The 20,710-nt window shown below is 71.2% G+C and carries 17 protein-coding genes; 13 read left to right on the top strand and 4 right to left on the bottom strand.

Annotation, left to right across the window (positions count from 1 at the left end; genetic code table 11):
• Nucleotides 1-65: 65 nt before the first annotated feature.
• Nucleotides 66-1,499 carry a sugar porter family MFS transporter gene (locus ACZ3OF_RS31380; protein WP_361679052.1) on the top strand — a complete coding sequence of 478 codons (1,434 nt, stop codon included), beginning with the start codon at nucleotides 66-68 and terminating at the stop codon, nucleotides 1,497-1,499.
• A gap of 48 nt (nucleotides 1,500-1,547) precedes the next feature.
• Here ACZ3OF_RS31380 and ACZ3OF_RS31375 read toward each other — a convergent pair whose 3' ends face one another.
• Nucleotides 1,548-2,525: an LLM class flavin-dependent oxidoreductase gene (locus ACZ3OF_RS31375; RefSeq protein ID WP_361679049.1), complete on the bottom strand. Its 978-nt coding sequence runs from the start codon at nucleotides 2,523-2,525 to the stop codon at nucleotides 1,548-1,550.
• A gap of 58 nt (nucleotides 2,526-2,583) precedes the next feature.
• Nucleotides 2,584-4,074, bottom strand: a complete 1,491-nt coding sequence (locus ACZ3OF_RS31370; RefSeq protein WP_467308151.1) for a cytosine permease — start codon at nucleotides 4,072-4,074, stop codon at nucleotides 2,584-2,586.
• 85 nt (nucleotides 4,075-4,159) lie between these two features.
• Between ACZ3OF_RS31370 and ftsY the strand changes: the two genes are divergently transcribed.
• Nucleotides 4,160-5,386: a signal recognition particle-docking protein FtsY gene (ftsY, locus tag ACZ3OF_RS31365; protein WP_361679044.1), complete on the top strand. Its 1,227-nt coding sequence runs from the start codon at nucleotides 4,160-4,162 to the stop codon at nucleotides 5,384-5,386.
• Nucleotides 5,387-5,440: 54 nt separating this feature from the next.
• Here ftsY and ACZ3OF_RS31360 read toward each other — a convergent pair whose 3' ends face one another.
• Nucleotides 5,441-6,094, bottom strand: coding sequence for a bifunctional DNA primase/polymerase (locus ACZ3OF_RS31360; RefSeq protein ID WP_361603698.1), 654 nt, complete (start codon nucleotides 6,092-6,094; stop codon nucleotides 5,441-5,443).
• A 433-nt stretch (nucleotides 6,095-6,527) separates the two neighbouring features.
• Here ACZ3OF_RS31360 and nsdA point away from each other — a divergent pair, with 433 nt between their 5' ends.
• The 6 genes from nsdA to ftsH all read left to right on the top strand — a co-directional run bounded on the left by nsdA (nucleotide 6,528) and on the right by ftsH (nucleotide 16,374).
• A complete protein-coding gene (gene nsdA, locus ACZ3OF_RS31355; protein WP_467308148.1) occupies nucleotides 6,528-8,003 on the top strand; it encodes a transcriptional repressor NsdA in 1,476 nt (491 codons plus the stop codon).
• Nucleotides 8,004-8,348: 345 nt separating this feature from the next.
• Nucleotides 8,349-9,695, top strand: a complete 1,347-nt coding sequence (locus tag ACZ3OF_RS31350; protein WP_361679038.1) for an ammonium transporter — start codon at nucleotides 8,349-8,351, stop codon at nucleotides 9,693-9,695.
• Nucleotides 9,692-10,030, top strand: a complete 339-nt coding sequence (locus ACZ3OF_RS31345; protein ID WP_101390346.1) for a P-II family nitrogen regulator — start codon at nucleotides 9,692-9,694, stop codon at nucleotides 10,028-10,030. The genes ACZ3OF_RS31350 and ACZ3OF_RS31345 overlap by 4 nt, the downstream gene beginning before the upstream one ends.
• 26 nt (nucleotides 10,031-10,056) lie before the next feature.
• Complete coding sequence (locus ACZ3OF_RS31340) at nucleotides 10,057-12,510, top strand: [protein-PII] uridylyltransferase (RefSeq protein ID WP_361679035.1); 2,454 nt, start codon at nucleotides 10,057-10,059, stop codon at nucleotides 12,508-12,510.
• A 234-nt stretch (nucleotides 12,511-12,744) separates the two neighbouring features.
• Nucleotides 12,745-14,298 (top strand): signal recognition particle protein, encoded by a 1,554-nt coding sequence (gene ffh, locus ACZ3OF_RS31335; RefSeq protein WP_361434490.1) that lies wholly within the window; start codon nucleotides 12,745-12,747, stop codon nucleotides 14,296-14,298.
• A 150-nt stretch (nucleotides 14,299-14,448) separates the two neighbouring features.
• Complete coding sequence (ftsH, locus tag ACZ3OF_RS31330; RefSeq protein ID WP_467308143.1) at nucleotides 14,449-16,374, top strand: ATP-dependent zinc metalloprotease FtsH; 1,926 nt, start codon at nucleotides 14,449-14,451, stop codon at nucleotides 16,372-16,374.
• Nucleotides 16,375-16,530: 156 nt separating this feature from the next.
• On the opposite strand, the gene ACZ3OF_RS31325 is transcribed toward ftsH, so the two are convergent.
• On the bottom strand, nucleotides 16,531-17,289 hold the full coding sequence (locus ACZ3OF_RS31325; protein WP_467308141.1) for a class I SAM-dependent methyltransferase: 759 nt from the start codon (nucleotides 17,287-17,289) through the stop codon (nucleotides 16,531-16,533).
• Between the two features lie 380 nt (nucleotides 17,290-17,669).
• Between ACZ3OF_RS31325 and ACZ3OF_RS31320 the strand changes: the two genes are divergently transcribed.
• From ACZ3OF_RS31320 to trmD, 5 genes are all read left to right on the top strand, one after another.
• Nucleotides 17,670-18,263 carry a hypothetical protein gene (locus tag ACZ3OF_RS31320; RefSeq protein WP_352190305.1) on the top strand — a complete coding sequence of 198 codons (594 nt, stop codon included), beginning with the start codon at nucleotides 17,670-17,672 and terminating at the stop codon, nucleotides 18,261-18,263.
• Between the two features lie 179 nt (nucleotides 18,264-18,442).
• A complete protein-coding gene (gene rpsP / locus ACZ3OF_RS31315; protein ID WP_260227749.1) occupies nucleotides 18,443-18,883 on the top strand; it encodes a 30S ribosomal protein S16 in 441 nt (146 codons plus the stop codon).
• A gap of 2 nt (nucleotides 18,884-18,885) precedes the next feature.
• Nucleotides 18,886-19,125: an RNA-binding protein gene (locus ACZ3OF_RS31310; RefSeq protein ID WP_005311361.1), complete on the top strand. Its 240-nt coding sequence runs from the start codon at nucleotides 18,886-18,888 to the stop codon at nucleotides 19,123-19,125.
• A gap of 85 nt (nucleotides 19,126-19,210) precedes the next feature.
• A complete protein-coding gene (gene rimM / locus ACZ3OF_RS31305; protein WP_467308138.1) occupies nucleotides 19,211-19,822 on the top strand; it encodes a ribosome maturation factor RimM in 612 nt (203 codons plus the stop codon).
• Complete coding sequence (gene trmD, locus ACZ3OF_RS31300; protein WP_361679024.1) at nucleotides 19,819-20,640, top strand: tRNA (guanosine(37)-N1)-methyltransferase TrmD; 822 nt, start codon at nucleotides 19,819-19,821, stop codon at nucleotides 20,638-20,640. Before rimM ends, trmD begins: the two co-directional genes overlap by 4 nt.
• Nucleotides 20,641-20,710: the final 70 nt, after the last annotated feature.

Below are 20,710 nucleotides of genomic sequence, written 5' to 3'. Positions count from 1 at the left end.
GTGCGCCACTTGAAGGGCTCGCCCCCCACGCCCCGGCGACGCTGCCGGAGCCCGTAGGAGTCCATGTGACCAGCCCCGCGCAGGCGCCCACGCCGCCGCCGTCCGAAGGCCGAGCCGCCCACCCGGACCACCTCGGCCACGTCATCTTCATCACGGCGTCCGCCGCGATGGGAGGCTTCCTCTTCGGATACGACAGCTCCGTCATCAACGGCGCCGTCGAGGCCATCCGGGACCGCTACGACATCGGCTCCGGCACGCTGGCCCAAGTCATCGCGATCGCCCTGATCGGCTGCGCCATCGGCGCCGCGACCGCCGGCCGCATGGCCGACAAGATCGGCCGCATCCGCTGCATGCAGATCGCCGCCGTGCTGTTCACCGTCAGCGCCGTCGGCTCGGCGCTGCCCTTCGCCCTCTGGGACCTGGCCTTCTGGCGGATCATCGGCGGCTTCGCCATCGGCATGGCCTCGGTGATCGGCCCGGCCTACATCGCCGAGGTCGCCCCCGCCGCCTACCGCGGCCGCCTCGGCTCCTTCCAGCAGGCCGCGATCGTCATCGGCATCGCCATCTCCCAGCTCGTCAACTACGGCATCCTGCAGCTCGCCGACGGCGACCAGCGCGGCGAGATCGGCGGCCTCGAGGCCTGGCAGTGGATGCTCGGCGTGATGGTCGTTCCCGCCGTGCTCTACGGTCTGCTCTCCTTCGCCATCCCGGAGTCCCCCCGCTTCCTCATCTCCGTCGGCAGGATCGACAAGGCCAAGGAGGTCCTCTCCGAGGTCGAGGGCCATGAGGTGAACCTGGACCACCGCGTCGCCGAGATCGAACAGGCCATGCGCCGTGAGCACAAGTCCACCTTCAGGGACCTGCTCGTCGTCGGCAGCCGCTTCAAGCTGCTCCCGATCGTCTGGGTCGGCATCGGACTCTCGGTCTTCCAGCAGCTCGTCGGCATCAACGTCGCGTTCTACTACTCCTCGACGCTCTGGCAGTCGGTCGGCATCGACCCCTCCAGCTCGTTCTTCTACTCGTTCACCACGTCGATCATCAACATCATCGGCACCGTGATCGCGATGGTCCTGGTCGACCGGGTGGGCCGTAAGCCCCTCGCCCTCGTCGGCTCCGTCGGCATGGCGATCGCCCTCGCCGTCGAGGCCTGGGCCTTCTCCGCGGACCTCGTCGACGGCAAGCTGCCCGAGACCCAGGGCGTCGTGGCGCTCGTCGCCGCCCACGTCTTCGTGCTCTTCTTCGCCCTCTCGTGGGGTGTGGTGGTCTGGGTCTTCCTCGGCGAGATGTTCCCCAACCGGATCCGCGCCGCCGCCCTCGGCGTCGCCGCGTCCGCGCAGTGGATCGCCAACTGGGCCATCACCGCCAGCTTCCCGTCCCTCGCGGACTGGAACCTCTCCGGCACGTACATCATCTACACGGTCTTCGCCGTGCTCTCCATCCCCTTCGTGCTCAGGTACGTGAAGGAGACCAAGGGCAAGGCGTTGGAGGAGATGGGCTAATCCCCGCTGCCCCTCTCCTCGCACTCGGAACTGCCCCGGCCCACGGTCCTATGCCGTGAGCCGGGGCAGCACCGTCTCTCCCAGCAGCCGCAGGGACCGCCACCCCTCCTCGACCGGCATGCCGCCGCACAGCGGATGCAGCACCAGACTCTCCAGCTCCCGCCCGAGCGCCACGCACTCGTCCGGCGTGACGATCCGGTAGACCTCCTCGGCCCGCAGTTCGGCCACCGTCGTCGCCGTCGAACGCACCGCCGAGCGGATGTCCTTCGACTGCCAGGAGGCGTAGGTGCGCGCCTCGTGCAGGAAGTGCTCCCCGTACAGCGCCCACGACCGGTCCGGGTCCTCCGAGACATGCAGCAGCGGGGTCCGCTCGGCCGGCATCATCGTCCAGCCCTCGGTGCCGTGCTCCACGCACTGCTGCCGGTAGTACGTCTCCAGCTCCGGGAGATGCGCGCTCGGGAAGAGCGGCAGCCCGAGCCGCGCCGCCCGCCGCGCCGCCGCCTTCGAGGAACCGCCGACGAGCAGCAGCGGATGCGGCCTGCTGAGGGGCCGCGGGGTGACCCGTACGGTACGTCCCTGATACGTGAAGGGCTCACCGGACCACGCCTTCAGGAGGGTCTCCAGGAGCAGGTCCTGGAGCTTGCCGCGGCGGCCCCAGTCGACCCCGCGCTCCTCGTACTCCTCCGGCCGGTAGCCGATGCCCGCGACCGTCACCAGGCGGCCCCCGCTGAGCAGGTCGAGAACGGCGATCTCCTCCGCGAGCCGCAGCGGGTCGTGCAGCGGGCCGATGATCGCGGAGACCGTGACCGCGATCCTCTTCGTGGCGCCGAACACCGCGCCCGCGAAGGCGAAGGGGGAGGGCAGCCAGTTGTTGGCGGCGCCGTGGTGCTCCTCGGTCTGGACGGTGTCGACGCCGTGCTCGTCGGCGTAGGCGGCCATGGCGAGGGCGGCGCGATAGCGTTCCGAGAGGGACTCGGGGGTCGCGTGCGGATCGACGAGGTTGAACCGTACGACTGTGAAGGGCATGGGAAGTCCCCCTCCGCGCGTGGGAAGCCGGCGAAGGGGGACGGTATCTGACGTAGCGTCAGATGGAAACAGTCTGAGGAGCGGTCTCGGAGACGGTCTCAGGGACCGTCTCGCGGGCCTCGGCCGGATCCACGGTCTTCGACTGCCCGGCGGTCCGGGGCAGTACGGCGTACAGCACACCCGCGATCACGATCGTCGCCGCCCAGCCGAGCCCGTTCTCGCCGATCCAGGACGAGGCGAGCGGACCGGAGAACCAGTCGACCTTGGTGAACAGCAGACCGCTCACCAGCGCCACCGCCCACGCCGTCATGGCCTGCCAGGCGAAACCGCCCCGGTACCAGTACGCGCTGGTCCGCGTGGTGTCCATCAGCGCCTCACCGTCGTAGGACCGCCGGCGCAGCATGTCGACGCCGAAGACGCCGATCCACGCCGAGAAGGCCACCGCGAGCAGGGTGAGGAAGGAGATGAACGAGCCGATGAAGCTGGTCGCCACCACCATGAGCAGGAAGCCGAAGACCAGGCTGATCACGGCGTTCACGCTCACCGCCGCCGCACGGGAGACCTTGATGCCGAGGGTCTGCGCGGTGAACCCGGCCGAGTACATCGACATCGAGTTGATCAGCAGCATCCCGATCAGCGCGATCAGCAGGTACGGCACGGCGATCCAGGCCGGCAGCAGCTCACCGATGAACGACACCGGGTCCTGCGCCGAGGCGAGCCCGGGGGTGGCCACCGCCATCACAGCGCCCATCAGGACCATCGGCAGCACGACGATCCCGGCGCCGCCGATCGTGGAGCCGACCATCGCCTTCGAGGAGGCCGTACGCGGCAGATAGCGGGTGAAGTCCGGGCCGGAGGGCACCCAGCTGATCCCGCCCGCCGCGATCGTGCCGATGCCCGCGATCATCATCGCCGTCGAGCCGGCCGGCTTGTCGAAGACCGCGGACCAGTCGGTGTCGGCGACGAGATAGACCAGCACGAGCACCGAAAAGGCGCCGAAGAGGTACGTCGACCACTTGCTGCACACCCGCAGGGCGTTGATGCCGAGCCCGGACACGAGGAACGTGCAGGCGACGAAGAGCAGCAGGGTGATGATGATCAGCGCGGTGTTCGACTCGATCCCGAAGAGCAGGTCGAGCACGGTCAGGACGGCGTAGGCGCCGGTGACCGCGTTGATCGTCTCCCAGCCCCAGCGGGCGACCCAGATCAGCGATCCGGGGAAGAGATTGCCGCGCTGGCCGAAGACGGCCCGCGACAGCGCCATGCCGGGGGAGCCACCGCGCTTTCCGGCGATCGAGATCAGGCCGACGATCCCGTACGAGAGGACCGGCGCCGCCGTCGCGACGACGAGCACCTGCCAGAAGTTCAGACCGTTGAAGACGATCAGGCCGGCGCCCATCGTGAGCAAGAGCACACTGATGTTGGCGGCGACCCAGGTCGGAAACAGCTCGCGGACGCGGCCGGTGCGCTCGGCATCGGGGACGGGTTCAAGACCTCGGGTCTCGACCGCGCCTTCGCTCTCGGCGGTGGCTTCGGCGGCAGAGGGCATGGGGGTACTCCGTGCGGGGTGTGGGGGACCCACCCAGGGTACGTGCTCCTCCTACGGCCCGGTCGTGGCCGATACTGGAGCCGTTATGGAACTCATTCTTGCTGTAGTCATCGCCCTGGTCGTCGCCGTCGCCGTGACCAGCGGGCTCGTGATCAGCGGCCGCAAGAAGAAGCAGCTGCCGCCGCCCGAGGCGCCGTCCACCCCGCCGACCATCACCGCTCCGCCCGCCGAGCCGCACGTCGGCGAAGAGGCGGAGACACCGCGGGAAGAACCACGCCGCACGATCGAGGAGGTCGACCTCCCGACCGCGGAGGAGGCCGTCGAGGCCCCCGCCGCCGTCGAGGACCCGGTCGTCGCCGAGGCGCCGGCGCCCGTGATCGAGGTGCCGGAGCCGACCGCGGGCCGTCTCGTACGGCTTCGAGCGCGGCTCGCCCGCTCGCAGAACTCCCTCGGCAAGGGGCTGCTCACGCTGCTGTCGCGTGACAACCTCGACGAGGACACCTGGGAGGAGATCGAGGAGACCCTGCTCACCGCCGACGTCGGCGTCGCACCGACCCAGGAGCTCGTCGAGCGGCTCCGCGAGCGCGTCCGGGTCCTCGGCACGCGTACGCCGGAGGAGCTGCGCGGCCTGCTGCGCGAGGAGCTCATCGCTCTCCTCGGTCCCGACTTCGACCGCTCCGTGAAGACCGAGAGCGCCCCGGGCACCCCGGGCGTCGTCATGGTCGTCGGTGTCAACGGCACCGGCAAGACCACCACCACCGGCAAGCTGGCCCGTGTCCTGGTCGCCGACGGCCGCTCCGTCGTCCTCGGCGCCGCGGACACCTTCCGTGCCGCCGCCGCGGACCAGCTCCAGACCTGGGGCGAGCGGGTCGGCGCGCGCACCGTGCGCGGGCCCGAGGGCGGCGACCCCGCCTCGATCGCCTTCGACGCGGTCAAGGAGGGCATCGCCGAGGGCGCCGACGTCGTCCTCATCGACACTGCCGGCCGCCTGCACACCAAGACCGGCCTCATGGACGAGCTGGGCAAGGTGAAGCGCGTCGTCGAGAAGCACGGTCCGCTGGACGAGGTCCTGCTGGTCCTCGACGCCACGACCGGTCAGAACGGCCTGGTCCAGGCGCGCGTCTTCGCCGAGGTCGTCGACATCACGGGCATCGTGCTCACCAAGCTCGACGGCACGGCCAAGGGCGGCATCGTCGTCGCCGTCCAGCGCGAGCTGGGCGTCCCGGTCAAGCTGATCGGCCTGGGCGAGGGCCCGGACGACCTGGCCCCCTTCGACCCGGCCGCCTTCGTCGACGCCCTGATCGGCGACTGAGGCACACGTGCCCATGCGAAGGGCCCCGCCGGTCTCGGTGGGGCCCTTCGCATGTCAGAAGTGCGTGCGATGGCAGATGTACGCCAGGGTCCCCAGAAGGAGCCGCGCCTCCGGCGGCGCGCCCGCCGTGTCCAGCGTCGGCGGCCGCAGCCAGCGGACCGGCCCCAGGCCCCCGAGGTCCGACGGCGGCGCCGTCACGTGGTCGCCCGGCCCCAGGCCGCGCAGATCCAGGTCCGCGTCGTCCCAGCCCATCCGGTACAGCAGCTGCGGCAGCCCCGCCGCCGCCCCCGGCGCCACGAAGAACTGCGCCCGCCCCGTCGGCGTCGCGCACACCGGCCCGAGCGGCAGGCCCATGCGCTCCAGGCGGACCAGCGCCCGCCGGCCCGCGGGCTCGGCGACCTCGATCACGTCGAAGGACCGGCCCACCGGCAGCAGCAGTGCGGCGCCCGGGTACTCGGACCACGCCTTCGTCGCGTCGTCCAGACCCGCGCCCGCCGGAACCGGCGCGCCGAACGAGAGCGGATGCGCCCCCGGAGCCGTACAGGACGCGTCCCCGCAGGAACACTGGCCGGAGACGGCCCGCGCGCCGGGAACCACGTCCCAGCCCCACAGCCCGGTGTACTCGGCCACCGCTGTGCACTCCGTGGTGCGGACGCGGCGACGTGAGCCGGACCGCATCTCACGAATGCCGCCGATCGTGAAGCCCATGCCCCCTCCAACGGGTCGGACGCGCCGGTGGTTACGACCCGGAGCCCCACTGTCACGCTCCGTCGCCCCCGGTGGCGCTCGGTCGTGGGCGAGGTGGTGCGTCCCGTGGCGCGCGCCTCCCTGCGCAACGGTCCGCCGACCCCTGGTTCGTCGCATGTCAAGTGAATCGTGTTCGGTGGCAGGCGAGTTCATTCGAAGGGGTGGCGAATGGTGGCGTTTCTTGAATCCGGCTCGCGGGACGGGTGATCGTGGGATTACTTTCGGTGCTCGAACCCCGGAGTCCCTTGCGCGCGCGGGTATGCCGGAGGCAACCCGGTTTCCTGTTCGAAGGAGTGGAAGCTCCGGACGGACGCCGCAAGACACGGCATTCTGATAGGGGTTCGCGCAACAGAGTTTCGCGTGACGCAGTCTCGACGTGGATGGGGGCGTTCCTGTGGGCGGCAACGGCGCAGACGGTTCGACTGCCGGCAAGCGCCCGAACGAGCAGCTCAGCTCGTGGTTCGTGCGGAGCGGCTGGTCGAAGGGCGAACTGGCGCGCCAAGTGAACCGCAGAGCACGCCAGATGGGCGCGCACCACATCTCCACGGACACCTCGCGCGTCCGCCGCTGGCTGGACGGCGAGCAGCCCCGCGAGCCCATCCCGCGGATCCTCTCGGAGCTCTTCTCCGAGCGGTTCGGCTCGGTCGTGGCCGTCGAGGACCTCGGGCTGCGCACGGCCCACCAGGCGCCGTCCGTCTCCGGCGTCGACCTGCCCTGGGCGGGCCCCCAGACCGTCGCCCTGCTCAGCGAGTTCTCCCGCAGCGACCTGATGCTCGCCCGGCGCGGCTTCCTCGGCACCTCACTCGCGCTCGCCGCCGGACCCTCCCTCATCGAGCCCATGCAGCGCTGGCTCGTCCCCACCCCGGCCGCCGAGCTCGCCCCGCCCGAGCCGGTCACCGGCGGTCACCGGCCGGGCAAGCTCTCCCCGATCGAGCTCGACCTGCTCGAATCCACCACGGCGATGTTCCGCCAGTGGGACGCCCAGTGCGGCGGGGGGCTGCGCCGCAAGGCGGTCGTCGGCCAGCTCCACGAGGTCACCGACCTGCTCCAGGAGCCCCAGCCCGCCGCCACCGCGCAGCGCCTCTTCACCTGCGCCGCCGAACTGGCCGAACTGGCCGGCTGGATGAGCTACGACGTCGGCCTGCAGCCCACCGCGCAGAAGTACTTCGTCCTCGCCCTGCACGCCGCGAAGGAGGCCGGGGACAAGCCGCTCGGCTCGTACATCCTCTCCTCCATGAGCCGCCAGATGATCCACCTCGGCCGGCCGGACGACGCCCTCGAACTCATCCACCTCGCCCAGTACGGCAGTCGAGACTGCGCCACCCCGCGCACCCAGGCCATGCTGTATGCGATGGAGGCCCGCGCCTACGCCAACATGGGCCAGCCCTCCAAGTGCAAGCGGGCCGTGCGGATGGCCGAGGACACCTTCGCCGACGTCGGCCTCGACGGCGAGCCCGAACCCGACTGGATCCGCTTCTTCTCCGAGGCGGAGCTCAACGGCGAGAACTCGCACTCCTACCGGGACCTGGCCTATGTCGCCGGGCGCTCCCCGACGTACGCCTCGCTCGCCGAGCCCGTCATGGAGCGGGCCGTCAACCTCTTCGAGAAGGACCCCGAGCACCAGCGTTCGTACGCACTCAACCTGATCGGCATGGCCACCGTGCACCTCCTCAAGCGCGAGCCCGAGCAGTCCGCCGCGCTGGTCGAGAAGGCGCTCGGCGTCGCCAAGAGCGTCCGCTCCGAGCGGGTCAACACCCGGCTGCGCAAGACCGTCGACACCGCCGCCCGCGACTTCCGCGACGTCGCCGAGGTCGTCCAGCTCACCGACCGGCTCACCGCCCTGCTGCCCGAGACCGCCGAGGCGGTCTGAGCACCCGGCCCCTCCAGACTCCGGCCGCGACAGCGTTCCCGTACTGACCGACTCGGCTCCCCCGCCGCCAGGACAACCGGGACCTGTCGCGGCCGGTCCGCGTTCCTCGGCCGATCCTTGCCGGTGGTCGCGATCCCGGGAGGGTACGCGCGTTACAAATCCGTGACCTCGCCGTTCACAGTCGCGTAACACGTCCCCATCCTTCGTCACTGCGGCGAAACATCGTGCGGCATCGACGGAAACCGCGCTGCGCGAATCTCTGGCGCATAACCGGCCACCCCTCACGGCCAAGCCGCTCTCCGGCCCCGCCCCCGCACAGGCCGTACCGACGACGAGGAGACGCCGATGGCACCAGCCATCACGACCCTGGCCGCAGACGCCCCCGAGCTGTCTGCCGCCAACACCGGGTTCATGCTCATCTGCTCCGCCCTGGTCATGCTGATGACCCCGGCACTCGCCTTCTTCTACGGAGGCATGGTCCGCGTCAAGTCCACCCTGAACATGCTGATGATGAGCTTCATCAGCCTCGGGATCGTCACGATCCTCTGGGTGCTCTACGGCTTCAGCCTCGCCTTCGGCACCGACTCCGGATCGCTCATCGGCTGGTCCTCCGAGTACGTCGGCCTCAGCGGCATCGGCGTCACCGAGCTGTGGGACGGCTACACCATCCCGGTGTACGTCTTCGCCGTCTTCCAGCTGATGTTCGCCATCCTCACCCCTGCCCTGATCAGCGGCGCCCTCGCCGACCGCGTGAAGTTCACCGCGTGGGCCCTCTTCATCGCCCTCTGGGTCACCGTCGTCTACTTCCCCGTCGCCCACTGGGTCTGGGGCGCCGGCGGCTGGCTCTTCGAGATGGGCGTCATCGACTTCGCCGGCGGTACGGCGGTCCACATCAACGCCGGTGCCGCGGCCCTCGGCGTGATCCTCGTCATCGGCAAGCGCGTCGGCTTCAAGAAGGACCCGATGCGCCCGCACAGCCTCCCGCTGGTCATGCTCGGCGCCGGTCTGCTCTGGTTCGGCTGGTTCGGCTTCAACGCCGGCTCGTGGCTCGGCAACGACGACGGCGTCGGCGCGGTGATGTTCGTCAACACCCAGGTCGCCACCGCCGCCGCCATGCTCGCCTGGCTGCTCTACGAGAAGATCCGCCACGGCTCCTTCACCACCCTCGGCGCCGCCTCCGGCGCCGTCGCCGGCCTCGTCGCCATCACCCCCTCGGGTGGCTCCTGCTCCCCGCTCGGCGCGATCGCCATCGGTGCCATCGCCGGTCTGCTCTGCGCCATGGCCGTCGGCCTGAAGTACAAGTTCGGCTACGACGACTCCCTCGACGTCATCGGCGTCCACCTCGTCGGCGGTGTCATCGGCTCCCTGCTCGTCGGCTTCTTCGCCACCGGCGGCGTCCAGTCCGACGCCAAGGGCCTCTTCTACGGCGGCGGCCTCGAGCAGCTCGGCAAGCAGGCCATCGGCGTCGTCGCGGTCCTCGCCTACTCTCTGATCGCCTCCGCGATCCTCGCGCTGATCATCGACAAGACGATGGGCATGCGGGTCAGCGAGGACGACGAGGTCTCCGGCATCGACCAGGTCGAGCACGCCGAGACCGCGTACGACTTCAGCGGAGCCGGCGGCGGCGCCTCCTCGCGCTCCACCGCCGCGCCCGCCCCGGCAGCTACGGAGACCAAGAAGGTGGACGCATGAAGCTCATCACCGCAGTCGTGAAGCCGCACCGGCTGGACGAGATCAAGGAGGCCCTCCAGGCCTTCGGAGTCCAGGGCCTCACGGTCACCGAGGCCAGCGGATACGGCCGCCAGCGCGGCCACACCGAGGTCTACCGCGGTGCCGAGTACACCGTCGACCTCGTCCCCAAGATCCGTATCGAGGTCCTCGTCGAGGACGACGACGCCGAACAGCTCATCGATGTCGTGGTCAAGGCGGCCCGAACCGGCAAGATCGGTGACGGCAAGGTGTGGAGCGTTCCGGTCGAGACCGCCGTACGGGTCCGCACCGGCGAACGCGGTCCGGACGCACTGTAAGCACGGAGCACGTAAGGAGCTGCTGGGTGACGAGCGTCGACACGAGCACACGAGCGGAAGACTCGGGACCCAGCGGCTACGCGGCGGCCCGGCTGCGCCTTCTCACCGAGAAGGGGCGGTCCGGGCCGCCGCGCCGTGCCGCCCTGGCCCGGCTCACCGACGACTGGCTGACCGGACTCTTCGCCGCCGCCCGGCCGCCACGAGGGGTGGCGCTCGTCGCCGTCGGCGGCTACGGACGCGGTGAACTCTCCCCGCGCAGCGACCTCGACCTGCTCCTGCTGCACGACGGCACCGCCGACGCGGGCGCCGTCGCCACACTCGCCGACCGGATCTGGTACCCGGTCTGGGACCTGGGCCTGGCCCTGGACCACTCCGTCCGCACCCCCGCCGAGGCGCGCAGAACCGCGGGGGAGGACCTCAAGGTCCAGCTCGGGCTCCTCGACGCCCGGCCGGTCGCCGGCGACCTCGGACTCGTCGCCGGACTGCGCACCGCCGTCCTCGCCGACTGGCGCAACCAGGCACCCGAGCGGCTCCCGGAGCTGGACGCGCTCTGCCGCGAGCGCGGCGAACGGATGGGGGAGCTGCAGTTCCTCCTCGAACCCGATCTGAAGGAGGCCAGGGGAGGGCTCCGCGACGCCCAGGTGCTGCGCGCCGTCGCCGCCTCCTGGCTGGCCGACGCCCCGCGCGAAGGCCTGGACGAGGCCCGCCGCCGCCTCCTGGACGCCCGCGACGCGCTCCACCTGGCCACCGGACGGGCCACCGACCGGCTCGCCCTCCAGGAACAGGACGCCGTCGCCGACGAACTCGGCCTCCTCGACGCCGACACCCTGCTCCGCGAGGTGTACGAAGCGGCCCGGGTCATCTCGTACGCCACGGACGTCACCTGGCGCGAGGTCAACCGGGTCCTGAAGGCCCGCTCCTCCCGCCCCCGGTTCCGCGGCCTCCTGGGCGGCGGCCGGCCGGGCGGCGGAAGGCCGCCCGTCGAACGCACCCCGCTCGCCGAAGGCGTCGTCGAGATGGACGGAGAGGTCGTCCTCGCCCTCAGCGCCAGACCCGAACGCGACCCGGTGCTGCCGCTGCGCGCCGCCGCCGCGGCCGCCCAGTCCGGGCTCCCGCTCTCCCTGCACGCCGTACGCCGTCTCGCGGCCGCCGCCAGACCACTGCCGGTGCCGTGGCCCGCCGAGGCGCGTGAGGAGCTCGTCACCCTGCTCGGCGCGGGGGAGCCCACCGTGCCCGTCTGGGAGGCGCTGGAGGCCGAAGGCCTCGTCACCCGGCTCCTGCCCGACTGGGAGCGCGTCCGCTGCCGCCCGCAGCGCAACCCCGTCCACACCTGGACCGTCGACCGGCACCTCGTCGAGACCGCCGTCCGGGCCTCCTCGCTGACCCGCCGCGTCGGCCGGCCCGACCTGCTGCTCGTCGCCGCGCTCCTGCACGACATCGGCAAGGGCTGGCCCGGCGACCACTCCGTGGCCGGCGAGACCATCGCCCGCGACCTTGCGACCCGGATCGGCTTCGACCGGGCCGACGTGGCCGTCATCGCCACCGTCGTACGCCACCATCTGCTGCTCGTCGAGACCGCGACCCGGCGCGACCTCGACGACCCCGCCACCGTCGAGGCCGTCGCGGCCGCCGTCGGTACCGCCGGGGCCCTGGAACTGCTGCACGCCCTCACCGAGGCCGACGCGCTGGCCACCGGCCCGGCCGCCTGGTCGACCTGGCGCGCCTCCCTCGTCGCCGACCTCGTCAAACGGGCCGGGGCCGTCCTCGCCGGAGAGCCCGTGGCCGAACCCGAGCCCGCCGCGACCAGCGCCGAGCAGGAACGCCTCGCCATCGAGGCGCTGCGGACCGGAGAGCCGGTCCTCGCCCTGCATACCCAGCCGGAGACCGCCCCCGAGGACGGCGAACCGGAACCCGTCGGCGTCGAACTCCTCATCGCCCTGCCCGACCAGCCCGGCGTCCTGCCCGCGGCCGCCGGCGTCCTCGCGCTGCACCGCCTGACCGTACGGGCCGCCGACCTGCGCGCCGTCGAGCTCCCCACCGCGCTCGGCGCCGGCGCCGTCCTCGTCCTGAACTGGCGCGTCGCCGCCGAATACGGCGCCCTGCCGCAGGCCACCCGGCTCCGCGCCGACCTCGTACGGGCCCTGGACGGCAGCCTCGACATCCCCGCCCGGCTCGCCGAACGCGACGCCGCCTACCCCCGGCGGCGCGGTCTCACCGCCCCACCGCCCCGCGTCACCGTCGCCGCCGCCGACTCCCGGCTCGCCACGGTCATCGAGGTCCGCGCCCAGGACGCCCCCGGCCTGCTCCACCGCATCGGCCGGGCGCTGGAGGGCGCCGACGTCCGGGTCAGGAGCGCCCATGTCTCGACGCTGGGTGCGAACGCCGTCGACACGCTGTACGTGACCCGCCCCGACGGCTCCCTCCTGGCCGAGGAGGAGGCCGCGGACGTGGCTCAGGCGCTGGAGAAGGCGCTGCGCTGACCCGTGACGTGGAGGCGCGCCGGTCGTTGAGCACGGCGTGCTCCCTGTGGGCGGGAAGGGGCCGATCCGCAGGTCAGGGGCCGGTCGGCGGGCGCCGGCGGTCGTTTCCCCGTACGTGCGGGACGGCGCCTCCGCTCGCCGGATTCGGCAGGCGGGGGCACGTCCTTCGAGCGGCCAGATACCCTTGAGGGCAATCCGTCCGCCCGCCCCCGACACCGAGGATCCGCGACCACCGTGTTCGATACCCTCTCCGACCGCCTTGCAGCGACATTCAAGAACCTCCGGGGCAAGGGCCGCCTGTCCGAGGCGGACATCGACGCCACCGCGCGCGAGATCCGGATCGCCCTGCTCGAGGCGGACGTCGCCCTGCCCGTCGTCCGGGCGTTCATCAAGCAGGTCAAGGAGCGGGCCACCGGCGCCGAGGTCTCCCAGGCGCTGAACCCCGCCCAGCAGGTCATCAAGATCGTCAACGAGGAGCTCATCGGCATCCTCGGCGGCGAGACCCGGCGGCTGCGCTTCGCCAAGACCGCGCCCACCGTGATCATGCTCGCCGGTCTCCAGGGTGCCGGTAAGACCACCCTCGCCGGAAAGCTCGGTCTCTGGCTCAAGGGCCAGGGCCACTCCCCGCTGCTCGTCGCCTGTGACCTCCAGCGCCCCAACGCCGTCACCCAGCTCGGCGTCGTCGCCGAGCGCGCGGGTGTGGCGTTCTACGGTCCGCAGCCGGGCAACGGCGTCGGTGACCCGGTCCAGGTCGCGAAGGACTCGATCGAGTACGCGCGGTCCAAGATGTACGACGTCGTCATCGTCGACACCGCCGGCCGCCTCGGCATCGACCAGGAGCTGATGCAGCAGGCCGCGGACATCCGCGACGCCGTCAGCCCCGACGAGGTCCTCTTCGTCGTCGACGCCATGATCGGTCAGGACGCGGTCAACACCGCCGAGGCCTTCCGCGACGGCGTCGGCTTCGACGGTGTCGTGCTCTCCAAGCTCGACGGCGACGCCCGAGGCGGTGCAGCGCTCTCCATCGCGCACGTCACCGGCCGCCAGATCATGTTCGCCTCCAACGGCGAGAAGCTGGACGAGTTCGACGCGTTCCACCCGGACCGCATGGCGTCCCGCATCCTCGGCATGGGCGACATGCTCTCGCTCATCGAGAAGGCCGAGCAGACCTTCAGCCAGGAAGAGGCCGCCAAGATGGCCTCCAAGCTGGCGTCCAAGAAGGGCCAGGAGTTCACGCTCGACGACTTCCTCGCCCAGATGGAACAGGTCCGCAAGATGGGCTCCATCTCCAAGCTGCTCGGGATGCTCCCCGGCATGGCGCAGATGAAGGAGCAGATCAACAACATCGACGAGCGCGACGTCGACCGCACGGCCGCGATCATCAAGTCGATGACCCCGGGCGAGCGTCACGACCCGACCATCATCAACGGCTCGCGCCGCGCCCGTATCGCCAAGGGTTCCGGTGTCGAGGTCAGCGCGGTCAAGGGGCTCGTCGAGCGCTTCTTCGAGGCCCGCAAGATGATGTCCCGCATGGCCCAGGGCGGTGGCATGCCTGGTATGCCCGGCATGCCGGGCATGGGTGGCGGCCCCGGCCGGCAGAAGAAGCAGGTCAAGCAGGCCAAGGGCAAGCGCAAGAGCGGTAACCCGATGAAGCGCAAGGCCGAGGAGGAGGCCGCCCAGGCCCGCCGCGAGCAGGCGCAGCAGGGTGGCGCCTTCGGCCTCCCGGCGGCCGGCCAGGGCCCGGGCGACTTCGAGCTGCCGGACGAGTTCAAGAAGTTCATGGGCTGAGCAGGGCTGAGCAGGTTCCCTGAAGGGGCCCGGGGCGGTGTGAAACCGCCCCGGGCCCCTTTTCACTCCTTCACCCCGTCTGACATGCCGGAATTGCCCTCTGTTCCGATACTGGGGGCCGGGCCCGACCGTCGGTGTGAGGAGAGCAGCGTGCCCAACTCCGTACCTCCGCGCGACCGGACCGACCAGCCCTGGCGCTCGGAAGGGGCCCCGCCGCCCCAGCCGCCGAAGAGGAAGATGCCCGGAGGCTGGGGAGGACTCATCCTCGCCGCTCTGGTCGTCTTCCTCCTCGCCAACCTCGTGCTGTCGTTCTTCAACCGGGGCGACGAGCCGACGATCTCGTACACCGAGTTCAGCAAACAGGTGAACGCGGGCAACGTCACCAAGATCTACTCCAAGGGCGACGCCATCCAGGGCGAGCTGAAGAACAAACAGCCCCTGCCCAACGGTGACAAGGGCGACTACACCAAGTTCGTCACCCAGCGGCCCGCGTTCGCCGACGACGAGCTCTGGAACGAACTGACCTCGAAGGGCGTCACGGTCACCGCCGAACCCGTCGTCCGTGAGCGCAGCTTCCTCGCCAACCTGCTGATCTCCCTGGCGCCGATGCTGCTGCTCGTCGCACTGTGGATCTTCATCTCCCGCCGGATGAGCTCCGGGATGGGCGGCGCGGGCGGCATGCTCGGCCGCAAGGCCCCGCCCAAACCCGTCGAGCTCGAACCGGGCACCCGGCGCACCACCTTCGAGGACGTCGCCGGCATCGACGAGGTCGAGGGCGAACTCAACGACGTCGTCGACTTCCTGAAGAACCCCTCCGCCTACCGCGACATGGGCGCCAAGATGCCACGCGGTGTCCTCCTCGCCGGCCCGCCGGGAACCGGCAAGACCCTCCTGGCGCGGGCCGTGGCCGGCGAGGCCGGCGTGCCGTTCTTCTCCGCCTCGGCGTCGGAGTTCATCGAGATGATCGTCGGCGTCGGCGCCTCGCGGGTACGTGAACTCTTCGCCGAGGCCCGCAAGGCGGCCCCGGCGATCATCTTCATCGACGAGATCGACACCATCGGCCGCGCCCGCGGCGGCGGCTCCGGCATGGGCGGCCACGACGAGCGCGAGCAGACCCTCAACCAGATCCTGACCGAGATGGACGGCTTCACCGGCTCCGAGGGCGTCATCGTGCTCGCCGCCACCAACCGCGCCGACGTGCTCGACCCGGCGCTCACCCGGCCCGGCCGCTTCGACCGGATCGTGCACGTCAACCCGCCCGACCGCGGGGGCCGCGAGGCGATCCTCAGGATCCACACCCGGGACATCCCGCTCGCCCCGGACGTCGACCTGGTCCAGGTCGCCCGCACGACCCCCGGGATGACCGGCGCCGAACTCGCCAACCTCGCCAACGAGGCCGCCCTCCTCGCCGTCAAGCGGCAGCAGAAGGCGGTCACCCGGTCCGACCTGTCCGACGCCCTGGAGAAGGTCCAGCTCGGTGCCGAACGGCCCCTGGTGATGCCGGAGGAGGAACGGCGCCGCACGGCGTACCACGAGAGCGGCCACGCCCTGCTCGGGATGCTCCAGCCGGGCGCCGACCCGGTCCGCAAGATCACGATCGTGCCGCGCGGCCGGGCACTCGGCGTCACGCTCTCGACCCCCGACTCCGACAAGTACGCGTACACCGAGGAGTACCTGCGCGGCCGGATCATCGGCGCGCTCGGCGGGATGGCCGCCGAGCAGGTCGTCTTCGGGGTCGTCACCACGGGCGCCGAGAGCGACCTGGAGCAGGTCACCACCATCGCCCGCGGCATGGCCGGCCGCTGGGGCATGAGCGAACGCGTCGGCCGCCTCACGGCCATCCCCGGCGACGCCCAGCAGGCGTACGGGCTCTCGGCGGCCCCCGCGACCCTCGACATGGTCGCCGAGGAGATGCGCCGGATCGTCGACGAGTGCTACGAGAGCGCGGTCCGCCAGCTCCGAGAGAACCGCGACAAGCTCGACGCCCTGGCGACCGCCCTCCTGGCGAACGAGACCCTGGAGGAGGACGCGGCGTACCGCGCCGCGGGCATCACGCGCCTGAAGAAGGACTCGTAGGGGCGCCGAGGCGGCCTCGGAGCCGTGCGTAGGACGCGCGGTCCACGCGTCCGGGCGTTCCTCCACGCACGGGCGTCCACGCACGGACGGCGCGTGTTCGGACGGTCCACGCGCGTGTGGACCGTGTCTCGGCGTCGACGGCCGTCGACGCGCGGGCTACGGCACGCGCGCGATCAGGTAGCGGAAGACGTTCGGCATCCAGACCGTGCCGTCGTGACGGACGTACGGCTGCAGAGCCTCCGTGATCTCCTTCTCGACCTGGTCCGGGTCCGTCGCGCGGATCGCCGCGTCGAAGTCGCCCGTCGAGACGAGGCCCCGCACCGCGCTGTCCGGATCCGCGTACCCGAACGGGCAGGACACCCGCCCCGAGCCGTCCGGCTTCAGACCGGCCCGCGCCACCACGTCCTCCAGGTCGTCACGGAACGCCGGCCGCCAGCCCGTCAGCCGCGCCGCGACCTTCAGCACGGAGGACGTCGCGCACCTCTCGGGCGGACCCCAGCCCGCCAGCACAACCGCCGCGCCCGATTGCGCCAGAGGAGTGACGGCGGCGAGATCCCGCGCCGCCTCCGCCGAGGTGTGGAAGGCCGTGATCACGTCGAACGGAGACGTGGACGCGCCGCCCACGGCACTCACGTCCGCCGGGCAGCCCTCGACGACCGTGTGCCCCGCACCCTCCGGAATCCGCTCCCTGGCCAGCTCCACGCGCGCGTGGTCCCCGTCCACGCCGGTGACCCGCGCGCCGCGCGAGGCCGCGATCAGCAGCGCGAGGCCCGATCCGCAGCCGAGCCCCAGGACCCGGGAGCCGGGGCCCACCTCGAGCCGGTCGTACACCGCCTCGTAGAGCGGTACGAGCATGCGTTCCTGGATCTCGGCCCAGTCGCGCGCGGGGTGGTGCGGGACGAGCGTAGGTGTCATGGAAAGCGCCCCAATCAGTGCCTGGTCGACAGCCCCCGTGAAGCATGTGCGCGCATCCCCCCGTATGTCAGGGAACTGCCGATCCGTGCCCGCGTCCAGTGCTCGCACCGCACCACTTCCCCTTCGGGGAGGGGGCGGTGCGCCGACTTGACGTCCGGCCCGGTACTGTCCCTGCATCGCCCCCGGGGCGCGTACACCACCTCTACGCGCCGGGGCGTATGCGCCGCTACGCACCACCTTGACGCCGGCTGTGTGACTTCTCCGCAGATCGGCGCACTGACCCTCGTCCGGACGCATCAACGGCAACTGACGGGTACGTGCAAAATATTTGGGATGCCCCGGAATGGAACCCGGGGGCGCATCGGCTCGTTGTACGCGACGTGAGCACGACACCACCTGTTCTCGCCGCAGAGCTGGCACAGGCGTGGGCCGACATTCAGCGGCACCACCCCGAACTGCCGGATCTTGCCGCGCCCGAGTCCCTGATCGGAGAGTCCTCGTCCGCCTGCGGCGCCGAGCTCTCCTTCGAACGGCTGCTCCACGAAGCAGTCCACGGCATCGCCGCCGCCCGAGGTGTCCGCGACACCTCACGCGCCGGCCGCTACCACAACCGCAGATTCCTGGCGATCGCCGAGGAGATGGGCCTGGACCACCCCGAGGAGCCGCACGCCAGCAGCGGCTTCTCCCTGGTCACGCTCAACCCCGAGGCGAAGCGGCGGTACAGGCCCACGATGGAGCGGCTCCAGCGCGCCCTCAAGGCCCACACCGTCGCGACGGCCGCGGACACCAAGCGGTCCTTCCGCGGCCCCGCCGCCCGCCATGGCTCCTCCGGCGGCGGCGTGCGCGTGAAGGCCGTCTGCGACTGCGGCCGCAACGTCCGCGTGGTCCCCTCGGTCCTCGCCCAGGCCCCCATCGTCTGCGGAGGCTGCGGCAAGCCCTTCCGCATCCCGGAATCGGTGGGTGCGGCCGGCTGACCCCTGACCCGGCCGGGTCAGGGGCGCCACGGTCGTGTGGCACAATGGCTAGCTGTACTCGACAGTCGCACAGGACCCCTCTCTCCTCCGGCTGACGCGTCCATCGGGCATCCGAGTACCGCAACCCCACGTGGCATCTCATGTGCCCAACCACGTCAAGACCAGGAGACACCACTCCAGTGGCAGTCAAGATCAAGCTCAAGCGCCTCGGCAAGATTCGCCAGCCGCACTACCGCATCGTCGTCGCCGACTCCCGCACCCGCCGGGACGGTCGTGCGATCGAGGAGATCGGTCTGTACCACCCGACGTACAACCCGTCGAAGATCGAGGTCGACTCGGACCGCGCGCAGTACTGGCTGTCCGTCGGCGCCCAGCCGACCGAGCCGGTCCTCGCCATCCTGAAGCTCACCGGCGACTGGCAGAAGCACAAGGGCCTGCCGGCCCCGGCGCCGCTGCTGCAGCCGGCGACGAAGGAGGACAAGCGCGCTTCCTTCGACGCGTTCGCCAAGACCCTCGAGGGCGACGACGCCAAGGGTGAGGCCATCACCCCGAAGGCGAAGAAGGCCGACAAGAAGGCGGACGAGGCCGAGGCCGCGTCCACCGAGTCGACCGAGGCCTGAGCATGCTCGAGGAGGCTCTCGAGCACCTCGTGAAGGGCATCGTCGACAACCCCGACGATGTGCAGGTCGCCTCGCGCAACCTGCGCCGTGGCCGCGTGCTCGAGGTTCGGGTCCACCCCGACGACCTCGGCAAGGTGATCGGCCGTAACGGCCGCACCGCGCGTGCGCTGCGCACCGTCGTGGGCGCCATCGGCGGCCGTGGCATCCGCGTCGACCTCGTCGACGTGGACCAGGTCCGCTGAAGCAAGTTGGACACACCGGCACGGGCCGGGGAGGGCCTTCGGGTCCGCCCCGGCCCGTCGTCGTCGGACAGGAGAGAATGAAGTCGTGCAGCTGGTAGTCGCGCGGGTCGGCCGCGCCCATGGCATCAAGGGCGAGGTCACCGTCGAGGTACGGACGGACGAGCCCGAACTGAGGCTCAGCCCCGGAGCGGTCCTGCTCACCGATCCCGCCTCGGCGGGGCCCCTGACGATCGAGACCGGCCGTGTCCACAGCGGTCGCCTGCTGCTCCGCTTCGAGGGCGTGCGCGACCGGACCGGCGCCGAGGCCCTGCGCAACACCCTGCTCATCGCCGACGTCGACCCCGACGAGATGCCGGAGGGGGACGACGAGTACTACGACCACCAGCTCATGGACCTGGACGTCGTGCTCGCCGACGGCACCGAGGTCGGCCGGATCACCGAGATCACCCACCTGCCGTCCCAGGACCTCTTCATCGTCGAGCGGCCCGACGGCACGGAGCTGATGATCCCGTTCGTCGAGGAGATCGTCACCGAGATCGACCTCGAGCAGCAGCGGGCCGTCATCGCGCCGCCGCCGGGGCTGATCGACGACCGCGCCGAGATCGCCTCCTCCCGGGACGAGGAGCCCGCCGGGGGCTCCACCGAGGGCTCCGCCGGGGACGTTTCCGAGGACTCCTCCAAGGGCGACGGCGCATGAGGCTCGACGTCGTCACGATCTTCCCCGAGTACCTGGAGCCGCTGAACGTCTCCCTGGTCGGCAAGGCACGCGCGCGTGGACAGCTCGATGTCCACGTCCACGACCTGCGGGAGTGGACCTACGACCGGCACAACACGGTCGACGACACCCCCTACGGCGGCGGCCCCGGCATGGTCATGAAGACCGAGCCCTGGGGCGACGCCCTCGACCAGACACTCGCCGACGGCTTCGAGGCGGGCGCCCACGGGCCCGTCCTGGTCGTCCCCACGCCCAGCGGACGCCCCTTCACCCAGGAGCTCGCCGTCGAGCTCTCCGCGCGCCCCTGGCTGATCTTCACGCCCGCCCGCTACGAGGGCATCGACCGGCGCGTCATGGACGAGTACGCGACCCGGATGCCGGTCTACGAGGTCTCCATCGGCGACTACGTCCTGGCCGGCGGAGAAGCCGCCGTCCTGGTCGTCACCGAGGCCGTGGCGCGGCTGCTGCCCGGTGTCCTCGGCAACGCCGAGTCCCACCGCGACGACTCCTTCGCCCCGGGCGCCATGGCCAACCTCCTCGAAGGCCCCGTCTACACCAAGCCCCCCGAGTGGCGCGGCCGCGCGATCCCCGACGTACTCCTCAGCGGGCACCACGGGAAGATCGCGCGCTGGCGCCGCGACGAGGCGTTCCGGCGCACGGCGGCCAACCGGCCGGATCTGATCGAGCGCTGCGACCCCGCCGCCTTCGACAAGAAGGACCGCGAGATCCTCTCCATGATGGGCTGGGCCCCTGAGCCCGACGGCCGATTTTGGCGCAGGCCCGGCGCCGTGGAAGAATAGGCCGCTGCTGTGTGTCCGGCGAGCGCCCCTGCCACAGGGGGACGACGCCCGCCCGGTACCCACGGCGCTT

It is taken from the genome of Streptomyces sp. NPDC022552 (assembly GCF_055561875.1).
The sequence above is the reverse complement of the archived record's forward strand: the minus strand, read 5'-3'. Positions and strand labels throughout refer to the sequence as shown.

Excerpts from the sequence above, each read along its gene's own strand:
- ACZ3OF_RS31375 (WP_361679049.1), bottom strand. The coding sequence starts at position 2,525 with ATGCCCTTCACAGTCGTACGGTTCAACCTCGTCGATCCGCACGCGACC.
- ACZ3OF_RS31370 (WP_467308151.1), bottom strand. The coding sequence starts at position 4,074 with ATGCCCTCTGCCGCCGAAGCCACCGCCGAGAGCGAAGGCGCGGTCGAG.
- ftsY (WP_361679044.1), top strand. The coding sequence starts at position 4,160 with ATGGAACTCATTCTTGCTGTAGTCATCGCCCTGGTCGTCGCCGTCGCC.
- ACZ3OF_RS31360 (WP_361603698.1), bottom strand. The coding sequence starts at position 6,094 with ATGGGCTTCACGATCGGCGGCATTCGTGAGATGCGGTCCGGCTCACGT.
- ACZ3OF_RS31350 (WP_361679038.1), top strand. The coding sequence starts at position 8,349 with ATGGCACCAGCCATCACGACCCTGGCCGCAGACGCCCCCGAGCTGTCT.
- ACZ3OF_RS31345 (WP_101390346.1), top strand. The coding sequence starts at position 9,692 with ATGAAGCTCATCACCGCAGTCGTGAAGCCGCACCGGCTGGACGAGATC.
- ACZ3OF_RS31325 (WP_467308141.1), bottom strand. The coding sequence starts at position 17,289 with ATGACACCTACGCTCGTCCCGCACCACCCCGCGCGCGACTGGGCCGAG.
- ACZ3OF_RS31310 (WP_005311361.1), top strand. The coding sequence starts at position 18,886 with ATGCTCGAGGAGGCTCTCGAGCACCTCGTGAAGGGCATCGTCGACAAC.
- trmD (WP_361679024.1), top strand. The coding sequence starts at position 19,819 with ATGAGGCTCGACGTCGTCACGATCTTCCCCGAGTACCTGGAGCCGCTG.